At 37.3% G+C, this 16,980-nt stretch carries 14 protein-coding genes and 1 pseudogene; 7 read left to right on the top strand and 8 right to left on the bottom strand.

The genetic code is table 11. The features are described from left to right. Window positions 1-61: 61 nt before the first annotated feature. The 4 genes from rpsA to pyrF all read left to right on the top strand — a co-directional run bounded on the left by rpsA (window position 62) and on the right by pyrF (window position 3,464). Complete coding sequence (gene rpsA, locus POD11_RS08010) at window positions 62-1,735, top strand: 30S ribosomal protein S1 (protein ID WP_002121348.1); 1,674 nt, start codon at window positions 62-64, stop codon at window positions 1,733-1,735. A 156-nt stretch (window positions 1,736-1,891) separates the two neighbouring features. Continuing rightward, complete coding sequence (locus tag POD11_RS08005) at window positions 1,892-2,194, top strand: integration host factor subunit beta (protein ID WP_002121337.1); 303 nt, start codon at window positions 1,892-1,894, stop codon at window positions 2,192-2,194. A gap of 25 nt (window positions 2,195-2,219) precedes the next feature. After that, complete coding sequence (locus POD11_RS08000) at window positions 2,220-2,585, top strand: lipopolysaccharide assembly protein LapA domain-containing protein (protein ID WP_016141186.1); 366 nt, start codon at window positions 2,220-2,222, stop codon at window positions 2,583-2,585. A 180-nt stretch (window positions 2,586-2,765) separates the two neighbouring features. Beyond that, entirely contained in the window at window positions 2,766-3,464 is a 699-nt protein-coding gene (gene pyrF / locus POD11_RS07995; RefSeq protein ID WP_262456995.1) for an orotidine-5'-phosphate decarboxylase, read from the top strand. On the opposite strand, the gene POD11_RS07990 is transcribed toward pyrF, so the two are convergent. Both POD11_RS07990 and POD11_RS07985 read right to left on the bottom strand, forming a co-directional pair. Then, window positions 3,461-4,372, bottom strand: a complete 912-nt coding sequence (locus POD11_RS07990; protein ID WP_239968323.1) for a lysine exporter LysO family protein — start codon at window positions 4,370-4,372, stop codon at window positions 3,461-3,463. The genes pyrF and POD11_RS07990 overlap by 4 nt on opposite strands. A 46-nt stretch (window positions 4,373-4,418) precedes the next feature. Then, entirely contained in the window at window positions 4,419-5,966 is a 1,548-nt protein-coding gene (locus POD11_RS07985; protein WP_262456887.1) for a flavin-containing monooxygenase, read from the bottom strand. 121 nt (window positions 5,967-6,087) lie between these two features. Between POD11_RS07985 and POD11_RS07980 the strand changes: the two genes are divergently transcribed. From POD11_RS07980 to POD11_RS07970, 3 genes are all read left to right on the top strand, one after another. Continuing rightward, window positions 6,088-7,110, top strand: coding sequence for an AraC family transcriptional regulator (locus POD11_RS07980; protein WP_262456886.1), 1,023 nt, complete (start codon window positions 6,088-6,090; stop codon window positions 7,108-7,110). 77 nt (window positions 7,111-7,187) lie between these two features. Continuing rightward, on the top strand, window positions 7,188-8,330 hold the full coding sequence (zapE, locus tag POD11_RS07975; RefSeq protein WP_057076148.1) for a cell division protein ZapE: 1,143 nt from the start codon (window positions 7,188-7,190) through the stop codon (window positions 8,328-8,330). A 367-nt stretch (window positions 8,331-8,697) separates the two neighbouring features. Beyond that, complete coding sequence (locus tag POD11_RS07970; RefSeq protein ID WP_262456885.1) at window positions 8,698-10,863, top strand: malate synthase G; 2,166 nt, start codon at window positions 8,698-8,700, stop codon at window positions 10,861-10,863. Window positions 10,864-10,932: 69 nt separating this feature from the next. Here POD11_RS07970 and POD11_RS07965 read toward each other — a convergent pair whose 3' ends face one another. The 6 genes and pseudogenes from POD11_RS07965 to POD11_RS07940 form a co-directional block, all read right to left on the bottom strand. Continuing rightward, window positions 10,933-11,346 carry an ExbD/TolR family protein gene (locus POD11_RS07965; protein WP_262456884.1) on the bottom strand — a complete coding sequence of 138 codons (414 nt, stop codon included), beginning with the start codon at window positions 11,344-11,346 and terminating at the stop codon, window positions 10,933-10,935. An 18-nt stretch (window positions 11,347-11,364) separates the two neighbouring features. Further along, window positions 11,365-11,787: an ExbD/TolR family protein gene (locus POD11_RS07960; RefSeq protein ID WP_262456883.1), complete on the bottom strand. Its 423-nt coding sequence runs from the start codon at window positions 11,785-11,787 to the stop codon at window positions 11,365-11,367. A gap of 15 nt (window positions 11,788-11,802) precedes the next feature. Next, window positions 11,803-12,684 (bottom strand): MotA/TolQ/ExbB proton channel family protein, encoded by an 882-nt coding sequence (locus POD11_RS07955; protein WP_262456882.1) that lies wholly within the window; start codon window positions 12,682-12,684, stop codon window positions 11,803-11,805. Between the two features lie 40 nt (window positions 12,685-12,724). After that, window positions 12,725-13,441 carry an energy transducer TonB gene (locus POD11_RS07950; protein WP_262456881.1) on the bottom strand — a complete coding sequence of 239 codons (717 nt, stop codon included), beginning with the start codon at window positions 13,439-13,441 and terminating at the stop codon, window positions 12,725-12,727. Between the two features lie 109 nt (window positions 13,442-13,550). Further along, the gene (locus POD11_RS07945; RefSeq protein WP_262456880.1) at window positions 13,551-16,265 is read right to left on the bottom strand and encodes a TonB-dependent receptor; all 2,715 of its coding nucleotides are present in this window, start codon (window positions 16,263-16,265) and stop codon (window positions 13,551-13,553) included. Window positions 16,266-16,812: 547 nt separating this feature from the next. Further along, window positions 16,813-16,881, bottom strand: a pseudogene (locus tag POD11_RS07940) (hypothetical protein); the annotation flags it as partial. Window positions 16,882-16,980: the final 99 nt, after the last annotated feature.

The following is a 16,980-nucleotide window of genomic DNA, read 5'->3' as shown; positions in this document are numbered from 1 at the left end:
GTTGATACTTAACTAAACCGGCCTTGTCTGATCCAAGACCGCTGAATTTATCAGGTATATCATGACCGAATCTTTTGCAGCCCTCTTTGAAGAAAGTGAATTAAACCTCAACGTTGAAAAGGGTGCAGTCATCCAAGGTGTTGTTGTAAACATCGATAGCGACTGGGTAACTGTTGACACTGGCCTAAAGTCTGAAGGCATTGTTGACCGTGCTGAATTTTTAAATGAACAACGTGAACTTGAAGTTCAGGTTGGTGATACTGTTGACGTAGTTGTTGAAGCTCTTGACAACGGTATGGGTCAAACAGTTTTATCACGTGAAAAAGCTAAGCGTGCTGAAACTTGGACTAAACTTGAAAAAATCTTTGAAGATGGCGAAATCGTTACTGGTGTTATCTCTGGTAAAGTTAAAGGCGGTTTCACTGTTGACATCGGTCCTGTTCGTGCATTCTTACCAGGTTCATTAGTTGACACTCGTCCTATCCGTGACACTACTCACCTTGAAGGTAAAGAGTTAGAGTTCAAAGTAATCAAACTTGATGCTAAACGTAATAACGTTGTTGTATCTCGTCGTGCTGTTATGGAAGCTGAATCTTCAGCTGACCGTGAAGCATTACTTGCTCAACTTGAAGAAGGTCAAACAGTTACAGGTACTATCAAAAACCTTACTGATTACGGTGCATTCGTTGATCTTGGCGGTATTGATGGTCTTCTACATATCACAGATATGGCTTGGAAGCGTATCAAGCACCCTTCAGAAGTTGTTGAAGTTGGTCAAGAAGTTACTGTTAAAGTACTTAAATTTGACCGTGAACGTAACCGCGTATCTTTAGGCCTTAAACAATTAGGCGAAGATCCATGGTTAGCGATCATGAGCCGTTACCCTAAAGGTTCTATCGTTAAAGCTCGCGTAACTAACTTAACTGACTACGGCTGTTTCGCTGAAATCGCTGAAGGCGTTGAAGGTTTAGTTCACGTTTCTGAAATGGACCACACTAACAAAAACATCCACCCATCTAAAGTTGTTCAGATTGGTGATGAAGTTGACGTTATGGTTCTTGAAGTTGATGAAGAACGTCGTCGTATCAGCCTTGGTATCAAACAAACTCGTGCTAACCCATGGGAAGAGTTTGCTAAAGCTCATGAGAAAGGCGAAAAAGTATCTGGTACTATCAAGTCTATCACTGACTTTGGTATCTTCATTGGCTTGAACGGCGGTATCGACGGTTTAGTACACTTGTCTGATATCTCTTGGAACGAGCAAGGTGAAGAAGCTATTCGTCGTTACAAGAAAGGTGACACTGTTGAAGCTGTTATCTTGTCTGTAGACGCTGAAGGTAACCGTATCAGCCTTGGTATCAAGCAATTGAACAGCGATCCGTTCAATGACTTCTTAGCTGCTAACGAACGTGGTGCTTTAGTTAAAGGTACTGTAACTGCAGTTGATGCTCGTGGCGCAACTGTTAAGTTAGCTGACGAAGTTGAAGCAACTCTTAAAGCTTCTGAAATCAACCGTGACCGCGTAGAAGATGCGACTAAATTCTTAGAAGTTGGTCAAGAAGTTGAAGCGAAGATCATTAACGTTGATCGTAAATCTCGCTCTATCAACTTGTCTATCAAAGCGAAAGACGAAGCTGAAGAGAAAGAAGCAGTTGCTAGCTTGCGTACAGCAACAACAAGTCAAGACAATGGTCCTAAGACTATTGGTGACTTGATCAAAGCACAAATGAAGTAATAAGTTAACAAAGTACAGTTTCATGTAACGGAATTGTACTTTTTATACAAATTACTGTAAACGGTAGCCTAGTATTCAACATACTGCGCTACCGTTTTGTATTTAAACAGGTTATTATCGAACGACATAGAGTAGCAATAAATAACGAGGTCGTAGATGACTACTGAAGCTCTTAATAAGTCTGATTTGATTGAACGCATTGCGCTAAAAAACCCACACTTAGCTGAACCTTTGGTGGAAGAGGCGGTTAAAATTATGATTGATCAAATGATAGAAGCACTATCAACTGATAATCGAATTGAAATCCGTGGTTTTGGTAGCTTTGCTTTACACCACCGTGATCCAAGAGTTGGTCGCAATCCTAAAACAGGAAAATCAGTTGAAGTTGCAGCTAAAGCTGTTCCACATTTCAAACCCGGAAAAGCCCTTCGTGATGCTGTAAACGAATCTGGGAAATAAATAAAATTTATAAGTCGGGGTGCCTATGCGTTATATTTTAATTGCATTGCTTATTGTTGTATTTGGCTATTCTTTAGCACTTGTTTTGCAAAATCCAACAGAGCTTTCTGTTGATTTGTTGTTTACTCAAGTTCCTGCTATGCGTTTAGGCTTATTATTGCTACTCACATTAGTACTAGGAACAGTGGTCGGTCTTTTACTAGGTGTACAGGTTTTCAGAGTATTCCAAAAAGGTTGGGAAATTAAACGCCTGCGTAAAGATATTGAACATTTAAGAAAAGAACAAATCCAAAGTGCTCAATTAGCAGCAGCAGAAGCAGCTGCAAATGTAAGACATGAAAAAACCGTTGTAGATATTTATCCGCAAGATAAAAATTCTACTCCGCTATAATCCCCGTACTACTCTTTATTGATGAGTAAAGAGTAGTATCTCTCTAATTTAATCCGTTCTTCTTTTATTCTTCTAAATATAAACTCTTTTAGTCTTATCGCTTTTAAATTTGGAAAGCGAGCATCTACATTCCTTTATTCCTTCATGATTTGTCTATTATAATAACGCTGATTTTATATGATGGAAGAAAGTCTCTTGAGTATCATTGTTGCGTTAGATGCAAAAAGCCAATATGACGCTTTAAAAATTGTTGAACAGCTTGACCCTACTTTGTGCCGTGTAAAAGTAGGTAAAGAGCTTTTTACTCATGAAGGCCCATCTGTTGTAAAAAAACTGCAAGAACAAAATTTTGAAGTTTTCCTAGACCTTAAATTTCACGATATTCCTAATACTACAGCTCAAGCTGTTTGTGCGGCAGCTGATTTAGGCGTATGGATGGTAAATGTTCATGCTTCAGGTGGTCGTAAAATGATGGAAACCTGTGTTGAACGTTTAAAAGCAGGTAACTATCAAACTCAACTTATTGCTGTGACAGTACTCACATCAATGGGCCGTGAAGATTTAAAAGATATTGGTTTAGATATTGAACCTGTAGAGCATGTGAAGCGCTTAGCTCAATTAACTAAAGAAAGTGGCTTGGATGGGGTGGTTTGTTCTGCTCAAGAAGCTAAGATTCTTCGTGAATTGATCGGGCAAGACTTCTCTTTGGTAACACCAGGAATTCGCCCAGAGGGTTCTAATGCAGACGACCAAAAACGTATTGTGACTCCAAAGCAAGCTATGCTTGATGGTTCTACACATCTGGTTATTGGTCGACCGATTACTAAAGCAGAAAACCCAACAGAAATGTTGAAATCTATTTTGGCTTCAATTGCCTAAAGATTTAGGAATAAGCTAATTAACAACGGGGCGAGTAGGCTTAATAATAAGCCACTCATCATGGCATGTGGTACATAATGTGTACCGCATGACTGTTTTACCATTGCTAAGGTAACATCCATTGACGTTGCGCCAGCGCTTGAGATAGCAGGGCGTGGAAAACGCCAACCCATGGTATACATTAGAAAAATAGCAACAATTTCTCTAAATAAGTCAGTTAATAAGGCGATTCCACCCAACTCTGCTGAATGTAATTGCGTAAATAAGATCCCTGACATTGAATACCAGCCATAACCTTGTGCTAAAGCTAAAGTTTCATTAAGTGTAAAATGCTTGTGAAGTAAATAGTAATTCAAAAAGCCCGCTATACATGACCCTAGAAAAGCAGCTAAAGGTACAATTAAAATTTTCCAGCTTAACCATGTACGGTTAAAATGAGTGAAGGCAAGTTCAATACCAATTAAGAAAATAAATAGTAATAATAAATACCAACTATTAAATGCCATATGTGAGTTGAATTGAGTGGCAATAGCTCCCAATAAAACACCTATCCCTAATGCAAAAAAAGCTTTTGCAATATTTTTTAAAGCATTTACAAAAAGCTGAAGTGAGATTTTCCCTTTAACACTTTGTTTATCAAAAATTGTATAGGCCAATAAACAGGTAAAGAAAGAACCGAAAGATGTTGTAAGAGCAATAATAATCGCTGGTGGGAGTATGGCAGAAGGATTCTCAATTTGGTCAAGGGCCAATGTTAATTCTAAAGCTACACTCGCTAAGAGAATATAAGAAAAATAGGGAAGTATTTTAAATATGAAGTGTCGGATATTTAGAGATAGTTTTGGAGCTAAAAAATAACCGGAAGCAAGTGCTAAAAATATTTGAATGATGAGATAAAAGGATTGCATATAATAGATAGATTGTTATCAACCTACCTATTATGTCTTGAATATTTTAAGCTGCATAGCTCTGTGAATTTTTATTTAAAAGTAAGTAATCTTTGGACTTAACTTTACGTGTTTCTAACCAATACTTCCATGTGTAAGTTGGCCATAGAGAAAAGTTCTTTCCATCGGCAGATTGATACCAGCTACTACAACCACCAGCTTGCCATACAGTTCCTTGAAGCTGCTTTTGAACACGTTCATTAAAAGCGTCTTGAACTTCTGGTTTAATCTCAATTGCTTGTTGACCAGATTTTTTTACAAGTTGAATAAGCTGTAAAATGTAATTTACTTGAGATTCAATCATAAAAATAATCGAATTATGACCTAAAACAGTATTTGGCCCGACGAGTTGGAATAGGTTAGGAAAATTCTTGGTCATTATTCCATAATAACTTTCTGCACCATCTTTCCAAGCTTGTTTTAGCTCGATTTGATTGCGTCCAATACAGGTGAAATGTTTTAAATAAATACGTGGGTCAGTAATAAAACCTGTACCGTAAATTAAACAATCAATAGGTCGTTCTTTACCATCTTTAGTAATAATACTGTTTTCTTTAATCTCTTGAATGCTATCAGTGACTAACTCAACATTTTTTCGGTTAAAGGTAGGAAAGTATTTATTTGAGATAAGAATACGTTTACATCCCATGACGAAGTCAGGTGTGAGTTTTTTCGCTAGCTCTTTATCTTTGACTTGAAAACGTATGAATGCTTCTGCCAATTTTTGGCCATATTTCATGATTTGAGGTTGAACAATTGGCACAACGCGAGATTCATTACTCCAGTAAAGACGACTACGATGAATTTGGCGATAAATATTTGAAGATTTGAATAATGCTTTACTTAAGCTTGAATATTTGCGCTCATCTCGCGGTATGACCCACGCAGCCGTTCTTTGAAATACATAAAGTTGTTTAACATCTTTAGCTATTTCAGGAATATATTGTATCGCACTGCCGCCCGTACCAATAGATGCGACTGACTTGCCGTTCAAGTTATAGTCGTATTCCCATTGTGAGGAATGAAATACTTTCCCTTTGAATTTTTCGATTCCTTTGATAGGAGGAATTTGGGGAATGTGTAAGGGACCTGAGGCAAAAACTACAAATTGAGCTTCTATAGAAGGCTGGTCCTTAAAATCTAGAGTCCACACATGACGTGTTTCATTATATTGGACATGAGTTACGTCATGCTTAAACTTACAGTAATTTTTAATTTTATATTTTTCTGTAATATTCTGAATATATTCAAAAATTTCTGGACCTTCAGCATAGCGTTTGGTCCAATCGGTCTTTGGTGCAAAAGACAAGGAATACATATGAGATTGAACATCACACGCTGCACCTGGATAGCGATTTTCTCGCCAAGTTCCACCAACATCATTTGATTTTTCTAAAATAACAAAGTCATGCTGTTGATTTTGTAGTAAACGGATTGCCATTGCTAGGCCACCAAATCCAGCCCCAATAATAGCGATTTTAGTTTTTTGAATAGCATCTTGCTTTGCGTTTAGCATTGGAAACCCTGCATAAGCTGAAAAGAGGATTGCACGCAAGACTAACGTTTTTTGATCAGTTTAAACATGATTGTATCGACGTGAAAATTGATAGATTAGGCAATTAATTTTCTTGCTTCTTTATAGTAAAACATTTCAGTCTAGGGAAATTGATAGAAGAATGAAACGGTCGATACTTGGTTTAATCTATTTAATTCAAGGAATGCGCAACGCTGGCATTGATGTCGACTCACGTTTGGCCGATATAGGTATTAAAGTTGATGCTTTAGACCCAAGTTCTACAATTCATGATCGTCTTGAATGGGATATTCAACAAATTATTAGTAAAAATGTTGAGCCTGAAAAGGGGTTGTTTATTGGACAGCATTACGCTTTAGCAGGGTATGGACCCTTGCTTATGTTGCTTGTTACAAGTCATGATATTCAAACTGCTTTAAATAAAGGTATAAAATATCAAAAACTTACTCACTTATTTGGTAGCTTAGGTTTATACGAAACTGATGAGCGCACCATTCTAAATTATTTGCCTGTTGATTTGAAAACTGAAATTGGTCAGTTACGGGCACAATGCGAAGTCTCGGGGACTTATAAGTTTATTCAAGATATTTATACGATGATGGGATTACAAATGCCTACGATGCGTATAGAACTTCCATTTGAAAAACCAACTGACTCAGATACTCTATCTCGCTATTTTGCATATTATGGCGAAGATGTGCATTTTAATGGTAAATATGCGGCGTTTAGCCTAAGTAAGGATGTACTTGAAATCAAGATTCCTTCTGCCGATATCATTACACATCGTATTTATGAATCAAAATGTATTGCAGAGATAACAAGATTAAGTCAACAAGATCATCAAACACCACATATCATACAATGTGTACAAGATTATCTTGAGTTGCAACAAGGAATTATCCCGAGCATGGCAGAAACGGCTTTTGCATTGAAAATGCCTGAAAGGACATTAAGGCATCAATTGCAACAGCTAAATACGAGTTATAAGCAAATTCGTGAACAAATTATCAAGAATAAGGCATTGAAGCTTATGGAATATAGGGAATACTCAATAGAGGTCGTTGCCGAATTACTCGGCTATTCTGAACCAGCGGCATTTAATCATGCTTTTAAACGATGGTTTGGACAGAGTCCTCGACAATATGCAAAAGAGTCATCGTCGTAACTCTTGATGCTAAAAGCTAATGTGGTTGAACAAAATGTTCGCTATACTCTCATCAGTTAAAATTGAAATAAAACGATATGTTAAATTTAAAATCTTCTCATAGTACTGCATTCACTCCTTCTTCCCCAGCAGAACGCTATGCTGAGGCTTTAGCTTCAGGCCAATTTATGGCAGATGAAGCGCAAGCACAGGCAGTGCAAGAATTAGATCGCGTATGGAAGGAACTTTTAAACCGTTATAAAGCCTCTAAAAAAGCTTTCCGTCGTTTTCGTCGCCAAACTTCACCTAAGGGTGTATATATGTGGGGCGGAGTAGGTCGTGGAAAAACTTGGCTGATGGATCAATTTTACGAGTCTGTGCCATTTCGCCGTAAAACGCGTATGCATTTTCATCATTTCATGCAACATGTTCATAAAGAGCTAAATAAGCTTTCAGGCCAACGTAATCCGCTTGAAATTGTAGCTGACCAAATTTATAAAGATGCTGTTGTTATCTGTTTTGATGAATTCTTTGTATCAAACGTAACAGATGCAATGATCTTGAGTGATTTATTCCAAAAATTATTTGTCCGCGGTGTGACATTAATTGCAACATCAAATATTGCCCCAGATGGCTTATATAAAAACGGTATTCATCGCGATCGCTTCTTACCAACAATTGAAATGGTTAAAAAGAACTGTGCTGTTTTAAATGTAGATGCGGGCGTGGACTATCGTCTACGTGTACTAAAACAGGCTCAATTATTTAAATCACCATTAAGTAATGAAGCACAAAACTGGATGTCAGAGCGCTTTAATGCATTAACTCATACACAAGCTCATTCTCAAGAGCCGATTGTGATTAATAACCGTGTTGTTGAGACACTCGGACATACAGAAGACGTGTTGTGGTGTGAGTTTTCTGAACTCTGCTTTAAACCACGTAGCCCAGCAGATTTTATTGAAATTGCAAATATTTATAATACGGTTCTAGTCAGTAATGTTCCTCATTTGACAGATTTCTTGTCAGAAGGTACACGTCGTTTTATTTACCTAGTCGATGAATTCTATGATCGAGGTGTGAAATTACTTTTAACGTCTCAAGATAGTATTATTGATATTTATCAGGGTGAAAAATTAGCATTTGAAATTGAGCGTACGCGTTCACGGTTACTCGAAATGCAATCTGACGAATATTTACATTCTGAACATCGTCATATTGATGATACTAAAAACGCATAAAAAAATAGATATAAAAAGCGCTCTAAACAGGGCGCTTTTTTTACAACAAAAATTGATAAATTTAGTTAAATAGTGCTTTTTCGCACTGTAAAGTTTGATATAACTAAATACGCTTTAGAAAAACAAGATAGTGAAATTTTTTGTCTGTTAACAAAAAGTCTAGTTTCAGTATCTTTAAATATTGAATAAATTGTTGGGAATCCTAGTTAGAATTTTAATATTTCCTTTATAGAAAAATTTATCTTTGTCAATAGTTTTACAAGGGAAAATGCTTACTATTTAGGAATGTGATATTAGTATTCAGCTTAATTTAAATCGGTATACTAGGATTCTCTTGGTATAAAAAGTAGCAACTTCAGGAAAGACAATGACTGCACGTATTCAAAAAGGCAAGTTAGCGATTGCTAAAGAACTTTACGATTTTATCGAAAATGAAGCTTTACCAGGTTCTGGTTTAGATAGTGAAACTTACTGGAAGAACTTTGAGCAAGTTGTTGTCGATCTTAGCCCAAAAAATAAAGCATTATTGGCTAAGCGTGATGAATTACAAGCAAAAATTGATGAATGGCACCGTAACAACAAATTTGAATTAGGTGCTTATAAAGCGTTCTTAACTGAAATTGGTTATTTATTACCGGAAGTTGAAGACTTCCAAATCACAACTGAAAATGTTGATGAAGAAATTGCGTTGTTGGCAGGGCCACAGTTAGTTGTACCTGTACGTAATGCACGTTATTGCTTAAATGCAGCAAATGCTCGTTGGGGTTCTTTATATGATGCACTTTACGGCTTCGATGTAATTTCTGAAGAAGGTGGAGCTGAAAAAGGCAAAGGATATAACCCTGTACGCGGTGCAAAAGTTATTGAGTTTGCTAAAAATTTCTTAAATGAAGTTTTCCCACTTGCGCAAGGCTCACATGCAGACGCAACAAAATATGCGATTGAGCAAAATAAACTTGTTGTAACTTTGAAAGATGGTTCAAAAACAGGTTTAGCTCATGAAGCTCAGTTCGTTGGTTTCAACGGTGAAGAAGCAAATCCTTCAGAAGTCGTACTATTAAGCAATGGTCTTCATGTCATTATTGAAATCGACCCATCTAGCCCAATTGGACAAACTGATTTAGCGGGTGTTAAAGATTTAACATTTGAAGCGGCAGTAACCACAATTCAAGATTTGGAAGATTCCGTTGCGGCTGTGGATGCAGAAGAAAAAGTTGAAGGTTACCGTAACTGGTTAGGTTTAATGAAGGGTACGCTTCAAGAATCTATCGAAAAGAATGGTAAAACGATTGTTCGTGATTTAAATAAAGATCGCGAAATTAAAAACTTAATTGGTGGAACTACAAAACTTCATGGTCGTTCACTTATGTTACTTCGTAACGTAGGTCACTTAATGACTAACCCAGCTATTTTAGTAGATGGCGAAGAGATTTTTGAAGGTATTATGGATGCATTGGTAACGCCATTGTTATCAATTGCTGATATCCGTAGTACAAACGAAAATAAGAACTCACGCAAAGGTTCTATGTATATTGTTAAGCCAAAAATGCATGGACCAGAAGAAGTTGCGTTTGCTGTAGAGCTATTTGAACGTGCTGAACAGGCGATTGGGTTGCCACCTAAATCGTTAAAAATCGGTATTATGGATGAAGAGCGCCGTACATCTGTAAACTTGAAAAACTGTATTGCTGCTGCTAAAGACCGTACGATCTTTATTAATACTGGTTTCATGGACCGTACAGGTGATGAAATCCATACTTCTATGGAAGCTGCGCCGGTTGTTCGTAAAGAAGCTGTCAAAACACAAAAATGGATTGCTGCTTACGAAAACCGTAACGTTGCAATTGGTTTGAAATGTGGTTTACAAGGTAAAGCACAGATTGGTAAAGGCATGTGGCCAAAACCAGATAGCATGAAAGATATGTTGGCAACTAAAGCTGCACATCCAAATGCGGGTGCTTCATGTGCTTGGGTTCCATCACCAACTGGTGCAGTACTTCATGCGATGCATTACCATCAAGTGAATGTAAAAGCACGTCAAGATCAGTTAAAAGCTGAAGAAATGTTGTCATTAGATGACTTGTTAACTCCTCCATTTGCACCAGAAACAAACTGGTCAGCAGAAGAGATTAACAATGAGCTTGAAAATAACTGCCAAGGTATTTTAGGTTATGTTGTTCGTTGGGTTGACTTAGGTGTGGGTTGTTCAAAAGTTCCTGATATTAACAACGTGGGCTTAATGGAAGACCGAGCAACATTACGTATTTCTTCCCAACACGTTGCGAACTGGTTACGTCACGGTATTGTGACTCGTGAACAAGTTGAAGAAGTGCTGAAACGTATGGCAAAAATTGTTGATGAGCAAAATGCGAATGACCCATTGTATAAACCAATGGCAGCTAACTTTGAAACGAATATTGCTTTCCAAGCAGCTTCTGACCTTATCTTTAAAGGTTGTGAACAACCTTCAGGTTATACTGAACCGTTACTACACGCTGCTCGTTTGAAGTTAAAAGGTTATACAGGTGACTAATTTTAACCTGTTATAAAAAAAGCCTCTTCGGAGGCTTTTTTATTTGAAAGAATAAATTAAATGTATGACTTAATTATTACTCACAATTCCAATTTTAGTGACACCTAAACGCTGTGCTGTAGCCATGACCATCGCTACATTTTTATATTCAACCATCTGGTCTGGTTTGAGTTTGATCTGGTCTTGATCTTTTTTGGCAACAACACCTTGAAATAAAGTCTCTAGAGCCTTGCGGTCAGAAACCTCTTGGTTATTCCAAAATACTTTGCCTGCTGCATCAATTCTTACATCAATCACTTCAGGTGGCTTTTCATTTGTTGGTGGCGGTGTGCCGTTTGGCAAATTAATATTAATCGCGTTGTTTGGTGCAGGTATAGTAATAATAAACATAATAATAAGTACCAGCATGACATCAATAAGCGGTGTCATATTGACTTCCAACATTACATCGTCATCATTATTTGAACCGACATTCATACCCATAAAATTCTCCTTAAATAATTACTGGGAGGCTGGAGGGGTAGTAACAAATGCAATTTTGCCAATACCAGCTTGTTTGGTCGTACTAATGACCTGATCTATCGCTTCAAAATGGGTAAGCTGATCTCCTCGAATATGCACCTCAGGCTGTGGTCTTTTTTGTGCCACGGCTTGTAATTTTGCCAACAATATTTCTTTATTCTGTACATAACTTTCGTTCCAGAAAATATCTCCTGTCTTATTGACTGAGAGTTGAATATTTTCAGGCGTGGTTGCGTACGGAGTATTTTTTTCTTCTGGTAGTTTCACTGGAACCGTGTGTGTAACTACTGGAATAGTAATAAGAAAAATAATAAGTAAAACCAACATGACATCTACCAGAGGTGTCGTGTTAATTGTTCCAATCATTTCGTCATCGTCTTCAGAACCAAGACTTATACCCATAATGTTTGCTCCTGATTATTTAATATTACGGTTAACTGAATTATTGGTATTAATTTCTCCACTTAATAAAACCGCGTGTAAATCTGAGCCAAATGAACGGACATTTTCCATAACAGCTTTATTGCGGCGAGTAAGCCAGTTGTATCCCAGTACAGCAGGTACTGCGACTGCAAGACCAATAGCCGTCATAATTAAAGCTTCACCGACAGGTCCTGCAACTTTATCAATAGACGCCTGACCTGAAATCCCGATAGCTGTTAAAGCATGATAGATTCCCCAGACTGTTCCGAATAGGCCCACGAAAGGTGCCGTAGAACCTACAGTTGCTAAAAAGGCTAAACCACCACCTAAATGATTTTGTATTTTTTCAATTGCGCGTTGGATAGAAATGCTTACCCATGTATTAAAATCGATTCGTTCAAGTAAAGAACCGCCGTGTGATTTAGTTGAATTAATGCCTTTTTCTGCAATAAAGCGATAAGCACTACTTTGTTCTAAACCTTCTGCCGCATTATCAAGGGAAGTAGCCTCCCAGAAATGTTTTTCAGCTTCTTTGCCTTGGCGTTTGACTTTACCTTGCTGCAATAGTTTAGAAATGATGATGTACCAAGTTCCAATCGACATGAGTACTAAAATAAATAATGTAGACTTAGCAACTAAGTCACCTTCACGCCAAAGGGCTTCTAGACCATAAGGATTTTTAACAGTTTCACTCGTTGCGGGCTTCGGTGGTGGGGTTGGAGTATTTGTATTTGATGTGGCTTCAGTGGTTGCTGTGGCTACAGGTGCATTGCTTGTTTCTTCTGCGAAAACTGAACTTAATGGAAATAACGAGCAAGCTGCGATTAGACCTGCAGAAGCGAAACGAACTAAAGGTTGAGTTGATTTTTTCATCATATATCTCCAATATTTTTTAATTTCTTACTAATTCAATTGTTTATTCAATTACGAATGGATATTCAATTTCATACCAATCTTGTTGAGGCACACCATCTTTCATTGCTGGTTTGAACGTACATAAGCTGTAAGCTTTAGTTGCCGCCTTATCTAAAATTTTGCTACCACTCGATTTTTTTACTTTGGCATCAATGACTTTGCCGGATGTATCAACCAAAACACGTATACGCACTGTACCTTGTTCTTCATTCATCAGTGCTTCACGGGGATATTCCGGTTTTTCACAGCCAGCAGAGCCTTCCGAAACTCCACGACTTACACCAGCTGGTTTTGGTGCCGGCGCAGCAGCCACTGGAGTAGGTGCAGCAACAGGGCTTGGAGATGGAGTGCTAGGTGCCGCAGCAACTGGGGTAGCCACTTTAGTCGGTTGAGCCACTGGTGTCGTTTTTTGTACCGGTGTTGCTACTTTCTCTACTTGTTTAGGCGGCTCTGGAACCTTGGCAACTTTTTCTACCATTTTGGGTGGCTCAGGTGGTTTTTCCTTTGGTTTAGGCTCTTCCGGTTTTGGTGGAGGAGGCGGCGGCTTAATATCCTGAATAATTTGTAATTCCACAGGTTTTTCTGCTGGTTTTTGAATATTGTTTGCTAAACCTGACATCAGAATATAGGCAACAAGAAGATGCAGAAAAATGACTGCTGCAATACCAATTAGGCGTTTGGCAGATTTATTTTCTATGTCTGTAAAAGTCATGCCCATAGTTACTCCTGAAACTGTAGACAAACAATTTTTTAAATGACTGTTTGGCTAAGAATGAGTATTTGTTCTGCAAACTAACTGTTGAGAGTTATATTTGCAGAACAGCCATTTAGAACTTATATGTACCTCGTACAAAGTAGGTACGTCCTAAAGGATCTGCGTAACGTGGGTCATATCCCATTTGGAAGTTATCACCAACATTTGAAGCAGGAGGGTCTTCATCAAAGATATTCTTAATACCTGCTGTAACTTCTAGATTTTTAAGGCCTTTGTATGTGCCTGAAATATTATAAATTGTATAGTCGCTTACTTTATGATCGCGATAACCTTCCGCAACAGAAGAACTTGAATTTTGGTCATCGTAACCACGAGTGAATTGTTGTTGGAAATTTACACCCCAGTTTTGGTAATTCCAATATAAATTAGCAGTATGTTTCCAACGAATAATTGGAGCATCTCCAATATATGCTCCTAAACTACTAATCCATTCCCCATCTTTTTCATTTTGATATTTATATTTAATGACATAAGTTCCATCAATTCCAAAACCAAATCGACCTGTTGCTGTCATTGGTGTTATATAGTTTAAACTTACATCAACTCCTGAAGTTTTTAAGTCACCCATATTGTCTTGAGTTGTAATGATATGATTAAGTGTTCCATCTGGATTACGTACGAACTTATCGGCATATTTTGTTGGATTGTTAAAAATATCACCTTCAGGTAATGCTGCTATTTGGTTTTCAACTTCAATATTAAAGTAGTCTAAAGTTAGAACTAAATTCTTAATTGGTTCTAGAACCAAACCAGCTGTAAACGATTTTGATTCCTCAGGATCAAGATCTTTATTTCCTCCATTTTTGCGGTCAAATTGGGTTTCGCAATCACGGCTGGCAACACCACCAGGTGGAAGAGTATCTCCTGGATTTTTAGGAGGGCCATTCGGACAAAGTACAGGATCATTATAGTAAGCTGAAGTATTTGTTATAGAGTTAGGAGCATTTACTTCCCATAAAGTTGGTGCTCTAAATCCTGTGCTATAAGAGGTACGAAACATTAATTGTTTAATTGGTTCCCAGCGAAGTGCGAATTTAGGATTAAACGTATCTCCGAAATCACTATAATCATCGTAACGGGCTGCAAGTTGAGCCTCTAATGTTTTATGTAATGGAATATGCAGTTCAGTAAAGACTGCTTTAATATCTCTTTTTCCTTTATTTGTAGGTTCATCAGGATCAACCCCTGTACTTGGTGCTTGACTAGCCACTTCAGAAACCACGTTTGAGGTCCATTCATCATGGCGATAGCTAGCTCCTACTGCAAAACCAACGTCACCTGCTGGTAATGTAAATATAGGTCGACTAGCAGTGAAATCAACAGTAGTTGAATCAACATCTGCTTTTAAATAAGTACCAGTTACGCCCAGTGTATCCCATAAACCCGCATCTTCTGGTGCTTGTGGTCCAAAAGGGTTTAAAATCCCATTATTTAAAGCTTCTTGAGTTTTTTTGTAGTTAAGATATCCACTGTTTAGCCGGTCTTCTGCTTCGCTATGAGCATAAGTAATACCGGTATTGATATCCCAACCATAAGCTTCGCCTTCTAAACCACCGAATATTCGATGTGACTCATTAATACTAGAACTAACACGATTACCAGCTTGAGAACGAATATAAAGTTCAAGTGGGCCACTGACTTTATTCATAGCAGGTGTAATTCCATTACCTGGATAATATTTACTATCAGGATTCAATGTTAAATCGAAGAAAACGTCTGGAGCGACAGAAGTAGTAATTTCATTGCGTGCGTAAACATATTCTGCTACAGCATTTAAATTGTCATTTAGCTTAAAAGTAGCGCGTCCCAATGCTGAGATATCTTCAGTTTTTGGAACAATTCCAATCACTGCTTGACTGTTATAGCGGCAGAATCCACCTTGAGCGTACACGAGCGGGTTATTCCCGCATCCAGTTGCTGCATATGGGTTTCCTTCGGTACCAGTTTTTGTGTCATAAAAGTTAGCAGGAAAACTACCACTACTACCTTTTGTAATACCTAACTCTGGCAATAATCCTCCGCGTTTACTAACTTTACGATCTTTAGCCATAACATCGTTGCCATGTCGATAATCAACGACACCAAAGATATTGAAGCCATTTTCATCAAGATCACCATAACCACCAAATACGCTTACATCTTGTGTATCCCCCCCATTTTGCTCTGGTTGTGTCAAACCTCCACTGATGTTTAAACCAGTAAATTGTTTTTTAGTAATGAAGTTGATTACACCACCAATCGCATCTGTACCATAAATTGCTGATGCTCCATCTCGTAAGACCTCAATGCGATCTAACATAGCGAGTGGAATAATATTTAAGTTTGTGACGCCGCTATCATATGCATTTGCAGCCAACCGACGACCATTAAGTAAGATTAAGGTTTTATTGGCACCAATTCCTCGGAGATCTGCTGCTGACCCTACAGTTCCACTAGCGCCTACATTTTGCGCAGTAACAAAACTTGATTGATTTGCACTGATTTTTGCTAAGGCCTCTTCGGTTGTTGTCACCCCTTGTTTTAAAATTTCGTCAACTTTTACGATAGTAATGGGCGAAGCACTTTGTGCTGCAACCCCTTTAATTGAAGAACCTGTCACCGCAACTTTTACGACTTTTGTTGGTTTTTCATCGGTACTTGATTGTTCTGTTTCTGCTGCTTGTGCCATGGTAAGACACATCATGCTTAAACTAAGGGTGCTTAATTTAAGAATTGTTTTGCCAATCTTGGGGGTTACCTGAGATCGAACATTGTATTTTTTTTTCATCGTGGATTTGATCCCTTTTTGTTGTCGTTAGCGATATTGCTGGAAAGTTTTTAAGCAAAGCAAGTGCCAACTATATATTTTTCTTTTTTTAGTTTATGCAAAATATTGATATATATTGATTTTATTGTGATTGAGTAGGGTGCTTTAGCTTTTTTGAGATAAAAATAAATTTTCCATTTGGAAAAAAAATTGATGGTGGCGAAAAGTTTCAAATTTATTTGTGTAAAAAATATACATTACTAGACTCTTCACATGCTTATTAAATAAAAATGTATCGTTTTAGAGCTTTTCAATAGGTAATGTTATAATATCTATAGTTATGTGGTTTAATTATAATTTAATTATTAATCAATAAATTATTTAAAAATTATGTGTAAAGTAAGCTGGTTCTAATGTGGATCATAATTAATTTTTAATGTATTTTATTTGTGCATCTAAGGTATGAGGTGATTAACTTATATGAATATAATATTTGGCAAAAAGTTACTTTTATTTATATAGTTCAAATGTTTTTAAGTATCTAATAAAAATATGAATTTTTAATATTTTAAAATATTTTAAGATGGATATTAATAAATGGCATGAAATTCGCTTTATATTCAATAGTTATAAAACTCTAGGTATTTGAGTTTATTTTTCCATTTGATCAAATAAAAAGATGATAAAGGAAAGTGAATTTTAAAACCTAAATAGGCCTATCTGTCGAAAAAGAACT

This window comes from Acinetobacter sp. P1(2023), from assembly GCF_028367635.1.
Classification (GTDB): Bacteria; Pseudomonadota; Gammaproteobacteria; order Pseudomonadales; family Moraxellaceae; genus Acinetobacter; species Acinetobacter pittii_E.
This window is presented reverse-complemented; position numbering and strand designations above follow the sequence as displayed.

Bases quoted from the DNA above. Each gene is read 5' to 3' on its own strand.
- POD11_RS07955 (WP_262456882.1), bottom strand. From the start codon at position 12,684: ATGATGAAAAAATCAACTCAACCTTTAGTTCGTTTCGCTTCTGCAGGT.
- POD11_RS07950 (WP_262456881.1), bottom strand. From the start codon at position 13,441: ATGGGCATGACTTTTACAGACATAGAAAATAAATCTGCCAAACGCCTA.
- POD11_RS07980 (WP_262456886.1), top strand. From the start codon at position 6,088: ATGAAACGGTCGATACTTGGTTTAATCTATTTAATTCAAGGAATGCGC.
- POD11_RS07990 (WP_239968323.1), bottom strand. From the start codon at position 4,372: ATGCAATCCTTTTATCTCATCATTCAAATATTTTTAGCACTTGCTTCC.
- POD11_RS07945 (WP_262456880.1), bottom strand. From the start codon at position 16,265: ATGAAAAAAAAATACAATGTTCGATCTCAGGTAACCCCCAAGATTGGC.
- POD11_RS08005 (WP_002121337.1), top strand. From the start codon at position 1,892: ATGACTACTGAAGCTCTTAATAAGTCTGATTTGATTGAACGCATTGCG.
- zapE (WP_057076148.1), top strand. From the start codon at position 7,188: ATGTTAAATTTAAAATCTTCTCATAGTACTGCATTCACTCCTTCTTCC.
- pyrF (WP_262456995.1), top strand. From the start codon at position 2,766: ATGGAAGAAAGTCTCTTGAGTATCATTGTTGCGTTAGATGCAAAAAGC.
- rpsA (WP_002121348.1), top strand. From the start codon at position 62: ATGACCGAATCTTTTGCAGCCCTCTTTGAAGAAAGTGAATTAAACCTC.
- POD11_RS07970 (WP_262456885.1), top strand. From the start codon at position 8,698: ATGACTGCACGTATTCAAAAAGGCAAGTTAGCGATTGCTAAAGAACTT.
- POD11_RS07965 (WP_262456884.1), bottom strand. From the start codon at position 11,346: ATGGGTATGAATGTCGGTTCAAATAATGATGACGATGTAATGTTGGAA.
- POD11_RS08000 (WP_016141186.1), top strand. From the start codon at position 2,220: ATGCGTTATATTTTAATTGCATTGCTTATTGTTGTATTTGGCTATTCT.
- POD11_RS07960 (WP_262456883.1), bottom strand. From the start codon at position 11,787: ATGGGTATAAGTCTTGGTTCTGAAGACGATGACGAAATGATTGGAACA.